14 protein-coding genes are annotated in these 18161 nt (G+C 42.6%); 6 read left to right on the plus strand and 8 right to left on the minus strand.

Annotated features, from left to right (window positions below; genetic code table 11):
* Positions 1 to 5: 5 nt before the first annotated feature.
* The 4 genes from C7475_RS27470 to C7475_RS27490 all read right to left on the minus strand — a co-directional run bounded on the left by C7475_RS27470 (position 6) and on the right by C7475_RS27490 (position 3412).
* Positions 6 to 446, minus strand: coding sequence for a MauE/DoxX family redox-associated membrane protein (locus C7475_RS27470; protein WP_110056632.1), 441 nt, complete (start codon positions 444 to 446; stop codon positions 6 to 8).
* A 39-nt stretch (positions 447 to 485) separates the two neighbouring features.
* The gene (locus tag C7475_RS33585) at positions 486 to 962 is read right to left on the minus strand and encodes an AraC family transcriptional regulator (RefSeq protein ID WP_110056633.1); all 477 of its coding nucleotides are present in this window, start codon (positions 960 to 962) and stop codon (positions 486 to 488) included.
* Between the two features lie 737 nt (positions 963 to 1699).
* Complete coding sequence (locus C7475_RS27485) at positions 1700 to 2803, minus strand: FecR family protein (RefSeq protein ID WP_110056635.1); 1104 nt, start codon at positions 2801 to 2803, stop codon at positions 1700 to 1702.
* Positions 2804 to 2857: 54 nt separating this feature from the next.
* Positions 2858 to 3412, minus strand: a complete 555-nt coding sequence (locus C7475_RS27490) for an RNA polymerase sigma factor (RefSeq protein WP_110056636.1) — start codon at positions 3410 to 3412, stop codon at positions 2858 to 2860.
* Positions 3413 to 3896: 484 nt separating this feature from the next.
* Between C7475_RS27490 and C7475_RS27495 the strand changes: the two genes are divergently transcribed.
* The 4 genes from C7475_RS27495 to C7475_RS27510 all read left to right on the plus strand — a co-directional run bounded on the left by C7475_RS27495 (position 3897) and on the right by C7475_RS27510 (position 12839).
* On the plus strand, positions 3897 to 7184 hold the full coding sequence (locus tag C7475_RS27495; protein WP_158286632.1) for a SusC/RagA family TonB-linked outer membrane protein: 3288 nt from the start codon (positions 3897 to 3899) through the stop codon (positions 7182 to 7184).
* Positions 7185 to 7259: 75 nt separating this feature from the next.
* Positions 7260 to 8708 (plus strand): RagB/SusD family nutrient uptake outer membrane protein, encoded by a 1449-nt coding sequence (locus C7475_RS27500; protein ID WP_110056638.1) that lies wholly within the window; start codon positions 7260 to 7262, stop codon positions 8706 to 8708.
* A gap of 53 nt (positions 8709 to 8761) precedes the next feature.
* A complete protein-coding gene (locus C7475_RS27505) occupies positions 8762 to 10051 on the plus strand; it encodes a thioredoxin family protein (RefSeq protein ID WP_110056639.1) in 1290 nt (429 codons plus the stop codon).
* A gap of 100 nt (positions 10052 to 10151) precedes the next feature.
* Entirely contained in the window at positions 10152 to 12839 is a 2688-nt protein-coding gene (locus tag C7475_RS27510) for a S9 family peptidase (protein ID WP_110056640.1), read from the plus strand.
* A 181-nt stretch (positions 12840 to 13020) separates the two neighbouring features.
* Here C7475_RS27510 and C7475_RS27515 read toward each other — a convergent pair whose 3' ends face one another.
* From C7475_RS27515 to C7475_RS27530, 4 genes are all read right to left on the minus strand, one after another.
* The gene (locus tag C7475_RS27515; protein WP_110056641.1) at positions 13021 to 13257 is read right to left on the minus strand and encodes a hypothetical protein; all 237 of its coding nucleotides are present in this window, start codon (positions 13255 to 13257) and stop codon (positions 13021 to 13023) included.
* 265 nt (positions 13258 to 13522) lie between these two features.
* Positions 13523 to 14083, minus strand: coding sequence for a peroxiredoxin (locus C7475_RS27520; RefSeq protein WP_110056642.1), 561 nt, complete (start codon positions 14081 to 14083; stop codon positions 13523 to 13525).
* A gap of 135 nt (positions 14084 to 14218) precedes the next feature.
* Complete coding sequence (locus tag C7475_RS27525) at positions 14219 to 15217, minus strand: helix-turn-helix transcriptional regulator (protein ID WP_110056643.1); 999 nt, start codon at positions 15215 to 15217, stop codon at positions 14219 to 14221.
* Between the two features lie 354 nt (positions 15218 to 15571).
* The gene (locus tag C7475_RS27530; RefSeq protein ID WP_110056644.1) at positions 15572 to 16597 is read right to left on the minus strand and encodes an AraC family transcriptional regulator; all 1026 of its coding nucleotides are present in this window, start codon (positions 16595 to 16597) and stop codon (positions 15572 to 15574) included.
* A 420-nt stretch (positions 16598 to 17017) separates the two neighbouring features.
* Between C7475_RS27530 and C7475_RS27535 the strand changes: the two genes are divergently transcribed.
* Both C7475_RS27535 and C7475_RS27540 read left to right on the plus strand, forming a co-directional pair.
* Positions 17018 to 17569: a hypothetical protein gene (locus C7475_RS27535; protein WP_110056645.1), complete on the plus strand. Its 552-nt coding sequence runs from the start codon at positions 17018 to 17020 to the stop codon at positions 17567 to 17569.
* Positions 17570 to 17672: 103 nt separating this feature from the next.
* Complete coding sequence (locus tag C7475_RS27540) at positions 17673 to 18152, plus strand: hypothetical protein (RefSeq protein ID WP_110056646.1); 480 nt, start codon at positions 17673 to 17675, stop codon at positions 18150 to 18152.
* The last annotated feature ends 9 nt before the right edge of the window (positions 18153 to 18161 follow it).

Below are 18161 nucleotides of genomic sequence, written 5' to 3' on the forward strand. Positions count from 1 at the left end.
TATAATTATTTCATTACAGAGTCTTTATGCCCTTGTAATTGTTGATTTCTGTGATGGATAGTTGACCAAGTAAGCAGGGCGGTTAACAGTAAATTCAACCAAATGTGCTGCTGCCAAGTTATTTCTTCTATAATTCCCCCGCAGCTACACGGCAGATCGCTGTTAATAGCTACTAGAAATCCTGCATACATCGTAAATATGGTCATAACTATTGTTGCTGCGTATAGCCCCAGCAGTTTTGTACCGGGTATAAATAGTAATATTGCCAGAGTAATTTCCAACAGTGGCAGTCCCCATGAAATTGCTTGTCGAAACGGTGCTAATACGGTAATATCTGCAAGCTGCTCTATGAAGAGCGCGTGATCTATCAGCTTATTAATCCCTGTATACAGAAAAAGTATTATGATCAGGTAGGAGGTGATGTGAGTGAGTAATTGCTTTTTCATTCGTTGGACTGCTTGGAGATATTTGTGTATTAACAGTGGTTACGCTGATTGACGTAATAGACGAGGGTATAATCCGAAAGTTCGTTTTGCCATAGCTGAAAATGTGGAATAATCACTGTATCCGAAGTCCTCAGAAAGTTTCATGAGTGGAATTGTCGACTGTATAATCAAGTGTACTATTAGTAGCCTTCTGAGTTCTTCATGTAACTGGCGTATAGTCTTTCCATATATCCTTTTAAATGATTCTTGTAGCTTCTTTTCATTGGTGTGAAGAATGTGTGCCAATTGCTTTATCGTCATGAGGTGGTTGCTATACAGGTTGTTCAGCATATAGGTTAGTACGTAAGTAGCGTTTTGTCGATCTCCCCATCTGGTATGATTTTCATTAATTGCAGTAATAGTTAATATCGCCCAGACTGTTCCATGGCGGTATTTCTTATGAAATAATATTTGAGAACGTTCGGTATAGGTGCCATTGTTCGTAGGCGATGCTGGGGATATTTGTAAACTGATCATAATAATGGTTTTGCTGAGGATTGTTAATGTCTAGTGTTTGATTATGGGCTGATCGACGTCGAGAATTTGCCCTATTATCGTCTGTGCGTATGTTCTTGTATGTTGATTAACCTTTCTGCCAGTTTTGGCTATTTCGATCTTCTGTATAAAGTTCTGTTTTGTTTCTTATTTGTTATTTTCTTGAAATACTAAGTATTTAATCATTTTACGTAGTTGCAAATTGTAAAAAATTAACTCTCTTTTTTTTAGCTGCTTACCGGTAAGAGGCGTTTTCGATTCACACTGTGCAATCCTTTCTTGGATTTAGGGCGTTGTCAAATACGCGAGTTAACTGAAAAGAATAAACACCCTGAATGGATATTCAGGGTTTCATTTACCATCAATGTTCGTAACATTGTCCATTGTCGTTAAGCGCAATAACCTACAGTGACAAGTATTATTCTAAAATGTTTCTTTCAAAAGTTTTATTGTCTGAAGTGTCTTCCTTTATTATCCTTAAGCTGGCTAATAAATACTTTATACTAAAAGAATTGGAGGCCGCTCTGGTTATCCCAAATTGGCCTCCCGATAAAGAACGAAAAAAGCATTGTCCTCCTTTGCATTGTCTAGTTGCGCGTAATTGGTTGCTGTTGCAGTGAATTGCAATACAAATATCTGTTCGTTTGTGGAATGCGGATGATCTTATTCGCTGTGAAAAAGCGATCATTATCGGCAAAAGTGGTATAGTTAAAGTGAGATTAACGCAAGTAGTATACGCCTTCTTTTCGTGTATATTGGATGGCATTGGTGGCTTTTAGCTGCTCCAAAAATAAGTTCAGTGGTTTGTTTCGATCCATATAGCCGCTGATTCGCTTTTGGGCGGCAATTGCATTGGTAATGATTACAGAATCACCGTACAGTCGAGGGACGTTTTTCATCACTTTTTCCAACGGTGTGTTGTAAAACTCATATATTCCCTGTCGCCAACTTAAAAGATCCGTGCTATCGAATGTAGCTGTTTTGATCTCTCCCTTTTCGTCGGTGGTGCTGGCAAGTCCCGGGGAAAGGCGAACAGTGTCGCTGTCCGCTGACACCATGACGGAGCCATGAAGTAGTGCGACAACCTCTTTTCCAGGGTCATAGCAATTCACGTTAAAGGCAGTACCCAATACACGTACGGACTGGTGAGGGGTGTGAATAATGAATGGGTGTTTGGGATCCTTGGCGACTTCAAAATACGCCTCACCTTCTAATTGTACCTCTCTGAAGTTACCTTGAAATGTGAATGGAAAATGCATACGGCTGGCAGCGTTCAGGTGTATTTTACTGCCATCGCTGAGTATGATAGTATAATCCTTACCTGCTGGTACTACCAATGAGACTTGTTCATAATTTGGTTTTCCTGCAGTAGAGTAGGAGAGCGTTTTTTGCTGGGTCTGAAACGATTTTCCTTTCAGTGACCCCGAAGTATCAACGTCGCTTAAATTTACCCTTTGCCCATCGGCCAGCACCAATTCAACACTTTTTACAGCTGTGGAACTGGTAGAGGTTTTTTCGTCGGACTGAAGCCAAAGGTATGCGCCAACAACCATGACCACCATTGCAGCGATAGCAGCTGCCCATGGTATATATGATCGGGGTGTTGCTTTTTTATTTAGAATTGATTGTTCCCGGAAATTTGTTGGTTGATATAGCTGGGGGTTTGTGTGGGGAGTGCCAATCACGGCTTTTTTTTGCTCATAGTAGGCCATTAGCATAGGGTCTTCGGCTAGCTTTTGTTCAAGCAGAAGCTTATCATCCTCAGAGATGATTCCTACGATGTATTCGGTGATTAATTGGTCAATTTGAGTTGAAATTTTCATAACCCTTGCTATACCATAATACCACAAAGTACATAAAACTACTTTACCACTTTTTTATTCTTTAACCTTGAGATGTTTACGAATGGATTTTAATGCGCTGCTGAGCTGGTTGTATACAGTCTGAAGTCCAATATTAAGATCAGCCGCTATTTGTTTGCAATTTTCATCTTCCAGATAAGCCTTTCGAAAGGCCGCCTGCGTATAAGCCGGAATGGCATGCATGGCCTCATAGACCCGCAACACACGTTCCTTGTTTTCCAATTGCTGACTGACCAAATCATTGGTATTCGTAGCCATTATGTCACGGGCTACATATTCCTTATAGCGCTGCTCGTAGCTTTGACTTCGGTATTTCTTGGACACCTGGAATCGGATTGCCTTAAATAGATAAAAACGAATAGGTACTTCGGGGTTTAGTTTCTGGCGGCGTCTCCATACATCAGCAAATACCTCTTGGGTGATGTCTTCTGCTTCTTGGTGATTTCGAAGCATGCTAAAGGCCTCCGCACGTAAGAAGGTCTGATATCGGTAGAATAACGCAGTAAACGCTTGTGCATCCCCCCGGATTAATTGCAGTAACAGTGTATTATCGTCCAATTGACTGTTCATAAGTCCCAAAACTGGATTCGTAAGCGATTGAAATTAATTATTTAGTTAGCTGTTTTTGAGGAAAAAGGCTTACTGTAACAGCGCATCTGAAAAATCAGCTCCGCTGTAATGTTGAAACATTAATTAATGAATTGCTTTGAATACTTTTTGAGGTTAATGGAACAGGCAAAACGCAACGTTAATGCTACGTACGGCTGGTACGCTGCATTAAAAGTATTACAATTTTCTCATAAAAGACAAATTTTTTGCTGCATTCACTATGCTCGGAAATCCCATTTTTTACCAGTCAGGTTAAAAAAATCAAAAAAATGAAACTTTTCCAAAGTAGCTTTTTGCTCTTCGTGGTATTATGTTATTGTTATGGATAAACCAACCGGAATGTAAACATTTATAACTACTACTTATGAGGTCACATTTACTGCATAGAAGAGTAATCTTCTGTATCTGCTCTGTATTGCTCATGATTCTAAAAATGCCGACTGTCATGGCCATCCCCTTGCAGGAGGACGAGTATAAAGTCAGTGTGTCGGCTAAAAACATTACGCTACTTGAATTTTTTCAGCGTATTAAAAGACAAACGGGACTAAGATTTACTTATATCAATGACGAAATCCATGATCAACAGCGATTGACAAAAATTGATTTTAAAAATAAGCCTTTGGCAGAAGTACTTCAAGTGATACTTACTCCAAAAGGATTCTCCTGGGTAATATTAGACAAAGCTGTTGTAGTAAAAAAAAGTGAAGTAATCCGGCAAAGCCTATTACCAGCAGATGATCCCAAAGTAATCCAAGATACTACGATAGATATTATGGGCCGGGTGATCAGCCAAAGCGGCGAGCCCGTTGCCGCCGCTACAATACAGGTAAGTGGAGGCATAGCCGGTACTGCTTCTGATAATGATGGTCGTTTTCGTTTGAAAGGAATCTCTCCCAAATCGGTAATTACCGTCACTAGCGTCGGTTTCGAATCTGAAAAAATATATGTTGGAAAGCATACCAACTTATTGATCACACTCAAAGAGGCGGTTAGCACGCTCGACGAAACCATCGTGATCGCCTACGGTGTTACCACCCGTAGAACCGGAATTGGTAACGTGAGTACAGTCAAGTCCAAAGACATCGAAAAACAGCCGGTGAACAACCCCCTGTTAGCCCTGCAAGGCCGCGTTGCCGGCCTGATGATCACCCAGTCTACCGGTCTGCCAGGAACCGGACTGGTTGTCCGCATCCAGGGCCAGAACAGCATCAGGCGCGGAAACGATCCGTTGTACATCATCGACGGTATCCCCTTCACGCCACAACTTCTGCCCACCAATACGCGCTTGATGGGCGCGTCAGGTGGCCCTTCAGTGCTCAGTGACGTCCAGGGCACCGGTAACCCGCTTAATTTCATAAACCCCTCCGATATCGAGAGCATCGACGTCTTAAAAGACGCCGAAGCCACCGCTATCTACGGGAGCCGCGCCGCCAACGGCGCGATCCTAATTACGACCAAAAAGGGAAAAGCAGGTACGACAACCGTAACACTCAATGTAAAACAAGGCATTGGTAAAGTTGCCAGTCGCCTGGACGTTTTGAACACTCAACAGTACTTGGCCATGCGCAGGGAAGCTAAATTAAATGATAACGCGGCTGTTCTTTCCACTGACTATGATATCAATGGACTATGGGATACTACTCGGCATACGGATTGGCAGAAGGAACTTATTGGCAATTGGTCCCGTTACACGGATGCCCAAGCCGCCATATCCGGCGGCAACGCTAATACCCAGTTCTCTGTGTCTACCACATACCACCGAGAAACCAGCGTCTTTCAAAATGACTTTACCGACAAAAAAGGGGCGCTACACTTATCGTTAAAAAACAGTAGCGATGATAAGCGCTTTAATTTTCAACTTACCACCAACTACCTCGTTGATAACAACATTGTCCCTACTTCCGATTTTACGAGTATGAGTATCGCCTTAGCGCCAAATGCACCGGCTCTCTTTAATGCCGACGGCAGCTATAACTGGGCGTTTAACGCAGCAGGCGTATCAACTTGGGGGACGGCAGGTAACCCTGCCGCCCAGCTACTGAATACCACCCGGATGAAGACCGCCAATTTCTTGTCAAATGCTGTTTTGGGTTACACCATTCTTTCCAATCTTGAATTAAAGGCCAGCATCGGTTTCAACGACCTGAGAACAAAAGAGGTCACATTGTTGCCGTTTGGCGCTCTATCCCCAGACCAGCATCCTAACAGAACCAGGATGTCATTATTAAATGATGGACAAATCCGGACATGGATCGCCGAGCCGCAGGTGACCTATCGTGTCGGATTGGGGCAACACAAAATCGACGTCCTGGGAGGCTTGACTTTTCAGGAAAATAAAAGCGATTACGCCGCCTATACGGCATCCGGCTTTAGAACAGATGTGATCATGGAGGATGTTAAATCAGCGGCCTCTGTTATTCCCAGCCAGTCGTTTATTTGGACTTATCGGTATAATGCAGTGTTTGGCCGCATTAACTACAGTTTCGATGAAAAATACTTGATTAATCTATCAGTAAGAAGGGACGGGTCCAGCAGATTTGGTGCTATCAACAGGTTTAACAATTTTGGAAGCGTGGGTATCGGCTGGATCTTTTCCAATGAAGACTGGTTACTTAATATTATCCCGTTTGTTAGCTATGGTAAATTCAGAGGTAGCTATGGCATCTCCGGAAATGACCAGTTAGGAGAGTATCAATACTTGAATCTGTACAATCCTCCTACCAACGTTGGTGTTCCTTACCAAGGCTCGACAGGCTTGGTTCCTGCTTCGCTGCCTAATCCCTATCTTGAATGGGAGAAGACTAAGAAACTTCAACTGGGCCTTGACTTGGGGGTTCTCAAGGACAGGATTGTGGTTGGTTTCACTTATTACCGTAACCAATCTTCCAATCAGTTGTTGCCTTATGCCCTACCTCTCATGACGGGTTATTCTTCTGTTTTTACGAACCTGCCAGCTGAAGTACGCAATACTGGTTTCGAAGGATCTTTTACTTCGACAAATATCCAATCCAAAAACTTCCGGTGGAGTACATCGCTAAATATCACTAAACAAGCCAATAAGCTGGTAAGCTTTCCTGAGATAGAAAATTCCAGCCTGGCATCTGCATTACAGGTGGGGGAATCTATTTCTTTGAATAAAGTTTATCAGTTTGCAGGCGTGGATGCACAAACTGGCACATATCAGTTCGTGGATGCAAAAGGCAATTTAACCAACGCCCCCGTTTTTGGACAAGACCAAATTGTATTCGTAAACACATTGCCAACCATTTATGGCGGACTGCAGAATACTTTTAAATACAAATCCATCGAGCTGGACTTCCTGTTTCAGTTTATAAAGCGGAACGCCCTCAATTATCGCCGAGGGGTAAACCCTGGCTCCTTCAATAGAAACCAGCCTGTTACAGTATTATCCCGATGGCAAAAAGAAGGTGATGAAACCGATATTCAGCGTTTTAATTCAAACGCCAGTTTGAACACGCCTTTTGGTAGAGCAAATACAAGCAATGATGCCTATGCCGATGCCTCTTTTGCCCGATTGAAGAACGTCCAGTTGTCCTGGACACTTCCGAAGGCCTGGTTAGGACGGTTACACATTTCTTCGTGTCAGCTTTATCTGCAGGGACAGAACCTGATCACAATTACTGGCTACAAAGGATTGGATCCAGAGAGCTTGTCCAATAATCTCTTACCTCCTTTAAAGGTGTATACTTTTGGACTAATGGTAAATCTTTGAGAATCGAAGTTTCAGGGCTGATCTGCGGATCAGACTTGCTAAAAATAATTTTTCATTTTCTGCTTAAGCATTTTTATGAATAAGACTTACATCCCGCATACTTCCTCTCGAATAATTATTGGAATCCTGCTGTTAGTGAGCAGCCATTGCCTGCTTTCATGTGAAAAGTTCGTAGATGTAGGAAGTCCTGTGACAAGTACAAACGCCGGCAATGTTTATAATAGTGAAGATAATGCACCTGAGGTACTGACCGGTGTTTATATCCGAATGAGTCAGCCAGAATTAAGCAATGGCGGATTGACCGGTGTTTCCTATTATGGTGGTCTTTCTGCAGATGAGTTTACTATGTATGATATGATTCCACTTATAGCTAATACCTATTATCGTAACGAGTTAGCCAGTGTTGATGCTGGGGGCGGCGAGTTTTGGAATAGCATATATCCTCACGTTTTTGCTCTAAACGCCTCCGTGGAGGGGCTCACTGCTGCCACTGATATCCGGGAGGCGTTAAGAAATCGATTATTGGGGGAAGCAAGGTTTACCAGGGCATTCTGCTACTTCTATCTTACAAATTTATATGGAGAAGTACCCCTACTGCTTAACTCTGACTACAAGCGAAATGCAGTAGAGCCCAAAAGTTCAGTCGGTTTAGTTTATAAGCAAATTGAAACCGACTTACTGGCAGCTCAGCAATTGTTGACGGACGCCTATGTGGAGGCGGATGGAATGACCTCCAAGGAGTCAACTGCACGGGTTCGACCTAACCGGGCAGCTGCAACGGCACTCCTGGCACGTACATATTTATATATGAAAGAATATAGTAAAGCAGAGGCGGAAGCCAGTAAAGTACTCGGTCAAACCACTTCATATAAGTTGGAACCTTTAGCGGGTGTTTTTGTCAATACTAGCAAAGAAGCCATATGGCAGCTTCAGCCGGTAAACGCCGGCTGGAATACAGAAGACGCCCGCCTTTTTGTGTTGCCAGCTACGGGGCCAGGTAATCTAAACCCTGTCTATTTAAGTGACACATTACTAAATAGTTTTTCAGTCGGAGATAACCGCCAAATAGATTGGATTGGCAGTTTGAGTGTGTCCGGGAAAGAATATAAATACCCGGCAAAATATAAGAATGCAACGCTTGGATCTCCTGTTACAGAATACAATACAGTGCTAAGATTAGCAGAGCAATATTTGATACGCGCTGAAGCGCGTGCTCAAAACGGTAACGATGAGGGGGCCATGGATGATCTCAATGCCATAAGAACCCGGGCTGGTTTGCCCGAGCTTGATTATGTCGACAAACCCACCACGCTGCTGGCAATATCTAAAGAAAGACAACTGGAGCTGTTTACTGAATGGGGCCATAGATGGCTGGACCTCAAGAGGACGGAAACCGCAGAAGCTTTGATGAAGGTAATTACTCCTAAAAAAGGTGGCACCTGGAAAAGTACTGCCCAGTTATATCCAATTCCAAGTAAAGACCTGGCGGCTAACCCCAACCTGAAACAGAATCTTGGATATTAATATGTCAAAAACGCACTATTCAATAGTTCTATCACCGATTAAAAATTATATGCATGCTGAGACGGTTGTCTATTTTTTTGTTACTATCCGTGTTAAATATAAACGTTTCTGCCCAAGGAATTACTTTCACACAAGATGATTGGTCGGGAATACTGAGACGAGCATCAGTTGAAAATAAGATGATTTTTGTGGACTGTTATGCCACCTGGTGCGGACCGTGTAAGGTGATGGATAACTATGTTTTCTCTGATAAAATAGTAGGCAGTTTCGCCGACAAGAATTTTATTACAGTCAGAGTACAAATGGATAGTACACAAAAGGACGACACCCATGTGCGCGGGTGGAGGGAACAGGCCTCCAGTATGATGCGCCAATATAATGTGACGTCTTTTCCGACAATGCTGTTTTTTTCACCGAAAGGTAAGCTGGTACACCGAGGTGTAGGCAGTTATGCGCCGGCCGACTTTATAGAGCTGCTTGCTGATGCTGTGAACCCTGACCGGCAATATTATGTACAGATGCAGAAAACGAAAGTAGATAAAATGCCACCCACTACCTTGAAACACCTTGCTACGATGGCTGACAGGTTAGGAGATAAAAAACAGGCTGCATTACTTGCACGGCAATTTATTGACGGATATCTTTTGAAAGCACCCGATAGTGTGTTATTTGAGCGGTCAAATATTATGTTTCTGACCACTTTCATCACCGATTCCCATCAGCAGGCCTTTAGCGTATTCCAGCAAAGAGGTGCCTGTATCGACAGCAGTATGGCCCAAAAAGGTTACAGTTGCTCTGTTGCTGGGGCAATTATGCGCAAAGAAACCGTTCAGCCTTATATCGAGAGTATGCGCCGTGCAGGGCTGACCCCTGACTGGCAACGCATTGGCAATGACCTGCAAATAAAGTATAAATCTCCCTATATCGGCGAAACGATGGTGAATGCAAAGATCGATTGGTTTGACGAAAAAAAAGAGTGGGACAGCGTGGTTAAATATAGCGTAGCTCGAATTGATGCTTTTGGGTACGATACCACTACCATCGGCATGGCTATGCTGAATAACACCATATTTTCTGTCATTTTTGCACATAGTCAAGATACCACCATACTCCGAAAGGCCATAAATTGGATGGAGGACATTTTGTGGAAGACCAGGCGCCCGACTACCATCGACACTTATGCTAACCTTCTCTATAAGGTTGGTGATGTTGCTAATGCAAAGCAATGGCAGCAGGTTGCCATTTTGGTAGATGAAAAAAATGCGGCACTGGACAAACGAAAACCCGACTACCGATATCAACAAACTTTGGATAAGATGAAACAGGGACTGCCCACCTGGTAGTTTGCCATAACATATTCTTTAGCTCCTTAGTAGGGAGCCAGGATTTTTGTTTATATATGCAACAACACGCAACTATGCTTGGATCTTAAAATGTATAATTGTGAAACAACTTGCTACTTTGTCCGCCCTATTGTTTTTGTCCCTGTTGGTTTCTGCACAGAAAAGACCTATTTCGACCAGCGATTATGATGTTTGGCCTACCGTCTTAAATGCGAAGATTAACAAATCCGGGTCCTATTGCCTTTGGATTGAGCTTCGCAAAAAACCTTTCGAAAGGCTATTGGTATTAAAGAATCTACGTACCCTTGAACAGACCACATTTTCAAAAGTGTCCCGCCAGTCATTTTCGTTAAATGGGGATTATCTGCTATTCATTCAGAATGGTGATAGTTTGAAAGCACTGGAATTAAGGACCGGCAAAATGATAGCATTTCCTAGGGTGAGTGAATACCTTTTAGTTTCTTACAAGGCAAAGGATTATCTGTTATTTACAGTCAAAGGACCTGAAAAGGCCGTGATTTGCTATGATTTTAAGACTGGTCGTGAACACACTTTCAAAAATGTACGTCGCTACTGGTCTGATATGAGTGGCAACATTGTGATTGCTAGGACGACTGATGGTGGGGAACAGTTGAACAAAGTTATGATCGACGATCTGGTCGAAAACAAGCTTTGGCATGCCGCAGCAACGGATAGCCTATTACAGGTAAGTGATGTGCATTTTGACTCTGAGAGCAGGCAAATATTGTTAGTTATCAAAAACACAAAAGATCCGTTTTCTTGGCAGATCTGGCTTCAGCAGTGGGGGATGGACGTGCACAAAATATACGACACTTTCAGTGCTGATACATCATCTGGTAAGTGGCGCATCAGCGAAAAGCCAGCGTTCGGGTTTGTCAATCGTGGGCGTGCTTTCGCTTTTTTCCTACGGCCAGGTGTACTGGCGGTGCAGGATAAGTTTCCTTTTGAATTGGAGGTCTGGCAAACCTCCGATATTCGACTGAAATCGCAGCAGATACAGTCATACAAGAATAATAGCGAAGAAGCACTCAAAAGCAGTCGATTTTGCTTACTTGACCTCTCAACCGGGTATTTACAAGTGGTAGATTCAAGCAATGAGTCAACACTGTTGCCATTGAAAAATAACAATCACCAGGTCAATAACTGCTACCTGATAGAAAGGCTGGCTGGAGATTACACGGAACATTACTGGAACGACGCTGCCGTTCCGCGTTATTTTCGTTTCGATGCCTCAACTGCGGAGCGTCAACCTGCGCCAATCACGTATTTAAATAACATTTCCCCGGATGGCTCATTTAACGTGTACTTCGACAGGTTAGCGAATACCTATTTTTGTTATAATGTTCAAACAGCTATTTCTTTTAACTTAACCGCTGGTATACAAACGGACTGGATAACTGATGACAATTGTGATGTGCCACGGCCCAGCCGGAATCCCGTAGGCGTTGCTGGGTGGACGGACGATGAAGAAGTGTATTTATATGACCGGTACGATATCTGGAAATGTGACCTGACTGGTAAGCGCAAGCCGGTCAATATTACCCATTTTATCGGTTCTACAAACAAGATCAACTTTAGGTTTGCAATGTCAACCTCTATAGAAACCATAGGGAACAGCGGACCAGTCATCGTTTCTGCATTTAACACTGTTTCAAAAGACAATGGGTTTTACCAAGCAGATTATTCCGGGAGGGCTGCTCCTGTTATGTTGACCATGGATCCCTTTTTGTTTTACCATTTAGACCGCACCCTCGGAGCACGGCCCATAAAGGCAACAGGTGCCGATGCCTATGTAGTAACACGTCAGAACACAGGAGAGGCCCCCAATCAATACTTTACCCGAGACTTCCGAACCTTTGTTTCACTTTCTAATTATCGGCCTCAAGCGGAGATAAATTGGATTTCTGCGAGATTATTACGTATTCCACTTAACAGTTCAAAAAGTACCGCCGCGGTTTTATATTTACCTGAGAACTTTGATAGTACTCGTAAATATCCGGTAATTATTTACTATTATGAGCGACTGAGTGATCTAATGCATGTTTTTAGATACCCAACAGCGTGTACAGGGCCGCTGGATATCCCCACATTTGTTAGTAATGAGTATCTGATTGTTACTCCAGACATATATTTTGGAGAAGGAACTACCGGTAAAGATGCATTAGATGTGGTATTAGGCGTATCGAACTATATCAATAAACTCCCCTATGTGGACTCGGCAAAAGTCGGCTTGCAGGGCCATAGCTTTGGTGGATATTTGACCAACTATATCATTACTCACACCCGCCGCTTTAGTGCTGCTTGTTCCGGATCTGGCCTCAGTAATTTAATCAGTGACTACGGACTGATCAGTCATGGAAAAAAAAGCCGTAATTATTTTTACGAAAGCGGCCAGATCAGGATGGGGCCTTCACTATGGGAAAGTCCTCAAATTTACATTGACAATTCTCCTATTTTTCGTGCCAACAATGTGCAAACGCCTTTACTACTTATGCACAATTCCGGGGATAATATTGTGCCCTTTAGCCAAGGGCTCGAGTTTTTCAATGCACTTCGCCGAATGGGAAAGCACGCCTGGTTATTAAATTATGCCACGGAAGATCATATGCTATTAGGACCGCCGGCGGTAGACTATACAACACGAATGATGCAATTTTTCGACTATTGTTTAAAAGGACGGCCGTTACCACTGTGGATGCAAGTAAAGCCTGTTTTCAGCCAAGATCTCTATGATCGCTCATTGCAAATTGATGGTGTGAAGCGGTAACGAAGCTGGAAGTAGTGGGAGTGAAAATTCATTTTTCAAGAAACTCCAGGTGGATTTTTTGGCTGTGCAGAGTACGAAAAATTTGATTTTAACTGTATAAAAAAGAGCTACGCCTGTCTCCGCAGCCGCTGGCACTTAATTGCGCTGGGGTTGCGGGACAGGCGTAGTGGGCCTAAACGGCCTACAAATTACTGTTGATTGTTTTCACTTGTTCACAATCGGCGCCAAAATCCAAGGTTGCGAATGTGTTGATACCACTGGCATCAATTTTCTTGAATTGTACCGTAACGGTACATGGTTCACCTACAGCAGGACCTGTGTAAATTACATCGGTTTGCCTTGCAGCTTTGAAGGCAAAAACACCAGCTGTAACTCCTAATACAGCTATAGCTGTTAGGATGATCTTAGCTCTTTTCATGGTTTTAAAGTTTTTAACTGGAGTGTGGTCCAGTAATGTTTGGTACGGCTTGCAAAAAAATGATGACGCTCTTGAACCTTAGTCTAAAAGTTGTTTTGAATCAATCATAGAAACGGTTTGCGTCATAAATTTTGTTGTTAGCAGCAATTTAATAAGGTCTGCTTTTTCTCATAACTTCAAGCGACGTAGCAGACTTTCACATCGATGAAGTATCCGGATAATTTCGGTAATTGAGAAAAAGAATGAAGGGAAGGATTTGTTTGTCTTAAATCTGAAGAGCAAATGACTTAATTATCGAAGCATCGATGTCTCCAATTATGACTTTGGACAGTTTTAGTTCTCTATTATAAACGGCCATGAACGGGATTGCCCGAATTTTGTACAAGCTGTAAATCTCTAATTTTGAATCGTGGGCATATTTGACATTTGGAAACTGCTTCAATTTGTACTGCTGTTCAAATCGCTTAACATCTTCTAAAGGGCTACTGGTTACGAAAAGGAATTTAATGTCTGACAACATACTCATGTTGGCAATAATGTTTTGAGTCTCTTTATTACAGGATGGACAGTCTGGATTGAAATACATCATCACTAAAGGATGACCATTGTTAAACTCAATGCTTGTTACCTTAGCTGTATCTTGTGATTGAAAAATACCATCCACCGCAAAGTGCGGAAGCGCGGCGTCCTTCTTCAAAACACTGTTTTTGCAGCTTGTTACTGCAAAAATTAATACTGCAGCGAACTTTAGGATGAATAAATGACTGTCGATTAACGATGAACTGGTTACCCGAGACTCTTTTTTGAGTGAAATTTGTTTTTTCATAACATTGGCATCTTGCTACTCAAGTGGATTAACAGCTAGTCAATACTTTCTATTATCAGCTCATTGTAAAATTGCTAATTTCTTATCAAATACAGCATTCATGAAAATCGATTCTATTGATCATTTTATGCACGGTTAATTTTTCTTTTGAATCTGTGTGGGCGAATATCCAAAATGCTTATTGAACTCTCTTGTAAAATTACCAGGATGTTCATATCCTAATTCATAGGCAATATCCTTAACTGTTTTTTCAGTTGTACTTAGCCAAACATTTGCCTTTTCCATTTTTGTCGACAAAATGTATTTTCGGACATTTTGCCCCAGATGTTTTTTGAAGAATGTCTGGAATGCTCTAGTGCCTAATCCATAGATTGCTGCCAGTCGTCTCACGCTGAGCGTTGTGTCATCCAGGTTATTTTGAATGTATGATGTAATTGACTGGATTAAAATTTGATCTGAGGCCTCTGCTGTATTTTCAGTTTTAGTTAGTTCTATTAGAGAGAGTGATACCAGTGCGACTATTTTAGCGCTTATGCGAGCTGTGGACAAAGCATTACCTCTTGAAAAGTTTCGTATGATATCCAAGACTTCCCGAATTTCTTCGGTTATGATCACATTGTTAGAGAGGATCGCCTCAGATTTGTTGGTAGCAATATTGTTCAGGACATGGCTAAGTAATTGGGAATCCGGTGCCAGCTTATTGACCCAATCTTCTGAAAAATCTATATAAAAAGTTTCGTAGATACCTGGTTCGTAGCTAATAATATGATCTCCGATATTGAATTGTAATAATTGGTACATTCCTGGGATTTCCCGGAAGATTTGGCCGTCTGCAAACTTCATGTCGATAGCTCCCTGAATGTTAAAATGTAAAATGAAACAAGGTCGACTTATCTCGAGGGCTAATTTGTGTGTTTTCTTGACAAACAAAACGTTGTTACGGATGGTCCAACCATCGATAATGAGTGTTTGATAAAGAACATCAATAACTGAGCTTTTGTCCAGTTGGGCCGGCGCAAAGCTATATTGGTAAGGTTTATACTTCTTTGGAATGGAAGCGACTGTTCTAAATGGTGCGTGTTGGTCAGTGACGCGTACATTGTCGTGGTGGTTATTTCTGAGAAATCTATGCATGGTAATAAAATGGGCCCACTACCAATAGCCGCATAAGCTTTGTTAGCTGTGGTCATACCACGTTCTGCCAAAAAAGCCCTAACGCGCGTAGTTCGATAAAAGGTTGCGTTGAAGAATGGATAAATGTTGTGTATGTAGTTTTCTTGAATTTCCCCTTGCTTTCCGAGAGGAGAGCCAAACGTTGACCTTAAAACCCACTAAATAGGATAGATATGCATTCCGCGTCAAGGGACAGTGAATCTGTTTGACAGGTTAAAAACGGTAAGCATGTGCGTCTATTACAAATAAGTTAAAGGTCATCAGCCGTAAAAATCGGGTTTAGCTGGCAGACAGACTTATCCTTAAAAGCTGAGCTTAGTGATCATTTTCTGCAACCAAGTTGGTATTGTTCCCGGCAGGGCGGGGAGGACGCTTGTAGAAGTTTTTGTATTCTCGTGTAAAGTTGCCTGGATGCTGATAGCCCAGTTTTGCCGCAATTACCTTAATGCTAAACCCAGGGCGGGATAGCAGCTTTTGGGCCTTCTCCATTTTGCTGCGTAGGATAAAATCCCGGATTGTCTCCCCAGTGCTGTTTTTAAATAACTGCTGAAAGGAGCGAACACTAAATCCAAAATTGGCGGCAATTTCTTCAACACTATAGAATCGGGTAATATTGTTTGTCATGAAACTCTTAATAGTGCCAATTTGAGATGGGGATTCCATACATAGCCTTTCCAAAGTCGGAGGTAGTTGCTCGATCGCATAAAGTGCTAAATCTCGGATCTGGGCTTCCGTGTGGGCTAGGGATATTGAATCTGCAGCTGGTTGGCGGTTGCGTATGGCCTCGATAAGTTCATAAACCTGATCTCCCATTATCCTGCTGGCGCAAGGGATAATCCCATTTTGGTTTTCTTCCATCCTGTCCAGTAGCCATTTAAGCACCTTTGACTTTGATGCCATCTGAGTGGTCCAGTCTCCGGGGAAATCGATAAAAAAGGCCTCGTACCAACGCTTTCCTTTAAACTTCAACATGTGTTTTCCGGTATTGAATTGCATGAGCCGGTACTGCCCGGGCAACAAACGATGTTTTTTGCCATCACTCATCTCCAGGTCAACATACCCCTCCAGGCTAAAATGAAGCATGAAAAAAGGCTCCTCCACGCTTAATTCAAGAATGTGCTCCTCCCGCGCGTAATTTTGGTAACTGCGTACAGCCCATCCGTCAATTAATAATGATTGGTAGAGTACATCACATTCCGCGGACCGGTCCATAAAGGCGGGGGCAAAACGATATAGTTTCGCTTCATATTTTTTGGGAATTGGCGCCGCCGTCGTAAACGGGGAGTCCTTCCCATTAATTTTCACGGGCACATATTGCTCCGCACGTAAAATTCGGTGCATTTGCAAAGACAGTTTGTTGCCTTCTCTTTAGCAGTGGTATTGTTAGATTGGTTACCGCTAGTATACTCCCTCAAAAAACAGATAGACATTAAATGACTCCCTACCTATACTAAAGTTCAGCATAGACCTTAAATAATTATTGCATCTCAGTCTGACATGAGTACATAAAGTGGCAATTTAATATATACGGCTGAGATAGGGTTGCAGCGCTCGCTAAAGGCCATTGATTTTCGACAAAATGAGTATTAACACAGCTCGTACTTTGATGGCGGCACCCGGAAAAAAATTATTCCCAACTGGGAAAAGGTTCCCGGGCGTGGTTTTGTGCACAATTACCTTTGAGCTACGATAAAGGTTAAACTATGACAGGACGGCGACGATGGCAGCTATAATGGAGTCGGATCATTAACAGTATCAATCATGCAACTGAAGATAAAGAACATAGATATCAATGAGTTGGAATGTGCGCGTTCTCTGGCATTTACGGCAGTGCTATTGGTTAATGATCAGGTTGTGGCTTTGGTTCGGGACAAGGGAGTAGGGGAAGGTATAGAAATATTGCCTTTACGCAAAAGCGATGCACAGATAATTGCTGAAGCCAGTCGCTTTTGCGCCCTACACTATACGCTACAGGTGACTTACGCGTGGGAGCTGGGAAGCGTCTATACGCAGCAAAGCGCCCTGGCCCATTTCATAGAACACCAGGTCTGTCAACTCGTGCAATCCAGGATGATGTGGCAGGAACAACCTGAACTTGCTATGATGATGGAATCGGCCATTTTGTATGGCGGTATAGATGGACCTCTATACTGTCATCAACTCTCCACGCCGATTGAAGAACTGCTGTCTTCTAAAAAGGGGTGCCAGATCTTGGAAATTGCACTTCGAGGAATCGTGCCCTACTTGAGTTCCGGAGAAAGGATATTGAATCAAAATATCCCGTTTTTCTTACTTCAGATACTTTTACAATAATGGAGTTTTCAAGACCAGGCCATCTGATCAGGTTTTGTGGGTGCCAGCCAGCCTGAATAGTCCAATTCAACTACATCTATAACGTGTGAAAATACCAGTGATCATGGCAATTAAAAGTATAGATGATCAAATAAAGACCAATATTGCCTTGCTGAAAAGTAAGGGCTACCTGGATAATGGATACGGCACGACGAGTGCAGATTTTGAACATGAGCTGCGCGGCCAAATCCACAAACTTTTGCTGAATAAACAATTTCCGGGGCAAGCAGAAGTTACCCAGAGCGGAGAATGGGAATTGTTTGACCTGCCAATCCGTGCCAATTTAAATGGACAACAAGTTGAGTTTCTGATATACTTTAAGCTTGAGACTGACACCCGGCAACTTACTATCAGTAGTCTCTCTGTAAGACTGGCAGACGGACAAACGTCACATGTACCAGTGGAGTCTCCCGCTGTGATGCCTTCCATTGATGCCGCCATCGTGTATGCTGTTGGAAAAAAAATTCATGTTCCCAATAATTTAAATCACCGCTTGGTCCAGCCTTCTAATAAAAAGAAAGGTCCGCGTAACAGGTTTTATTAGCCGTTTTAA

The sequence above is a fragment of the Chitinophaga sp. S165 genome (assembly GCF_003182155.1).
Taxonomy (GTDB): Bacteria; Bacteroidota; Bacteroidia; order Chitinophagales; family Chitinophagaceae; genus Chitinophaga.

Coding starts and splice junctions, on each gene's coding strand:
- C7475_RS27470 (WP_110056632.1), bottom strand. CDS start 446: ATGAAAAAGCAATTACTCACTCACATCACCTCCTACCTGATCATAATA.
- C7475_RS33585 (WP_110056633.1), bottom strand. CDS start 962: ATGATCAGTTTACAAATATCCCCAGCATCGCCTACGAACAATGGCACC.
- C7475_RS27485 (WP_110056635.1), bottom strand. CDS start 2,803: ATGAAAATTTCAACTCAAATTGACCAATTAATCACCGAATACATCGTA.
- C7475_RS27490 (WP_110056636.1), bottom strand. CDS start 3,412: ATGAACAGTCAATTGGACGATAATACACTGTTACTGCAATTAATCCGG.
- C7475_RS27495 (WP_158286632.1), top strand. CDS start 3,897: ATGGCCATCCCCTTGCAGGAGGACGAGTATAAAGTCAGTGTGTCGGCT.
- C7475_RS27500 (WP_110056638.1), top strand. CDS start 7,260: ATGAATAAGACTTACATCCCGCATACTTCCTCTCGAATAATTATTGGA.
- C7475_RS27505 (WP_110056639.1), top strand. CDS start 8,762: ATGCTGAGACGGTTGTCTATTTTTTTGTTACTATCCGTGTTAAATATA.
- C7475_RS27515 (WP_110056641.1), bottom strand. CDS start 13,257: ATGAAAAGAGCTAAGATCATCCTAACAGCTATAGCTGTATTAGGAGTT.
- C7475_RS27520 (WP_110056642.1), bottom strand. CDS start 14,083: ATGAAAAAACAAATTTCACTCAAAAAAGAGTCTCGGGTAACCAGTTCA.
- C7475_RS27525 (WP_110056643.1), bottom strand. CDS start 15,217: ATGCATAGATTTCTCAGAAATAACCACCACGACAATGTACGCGTCACT.
- C7475_RS27530 (WP_110056644.1), bottom strand. CDS start 16,597: ATGCACCGAATTTTACGTGCGGAGCAATATGTGCCCGTGAAAATTAAT.
- C7475_RS27535 (WP_110056645.1), top strand. CDS start 17,018: ATGCAACTGAAGATAAAGAACATAGATATCAATGAGTTGGAATGTGCG.
- C7475_RS27540 (WP_110056646.1), top strand. CDS start 17,673: ATGGCAATTAAAAGTATAGATGATCAAATAAAGACCAATATTGCCTTG.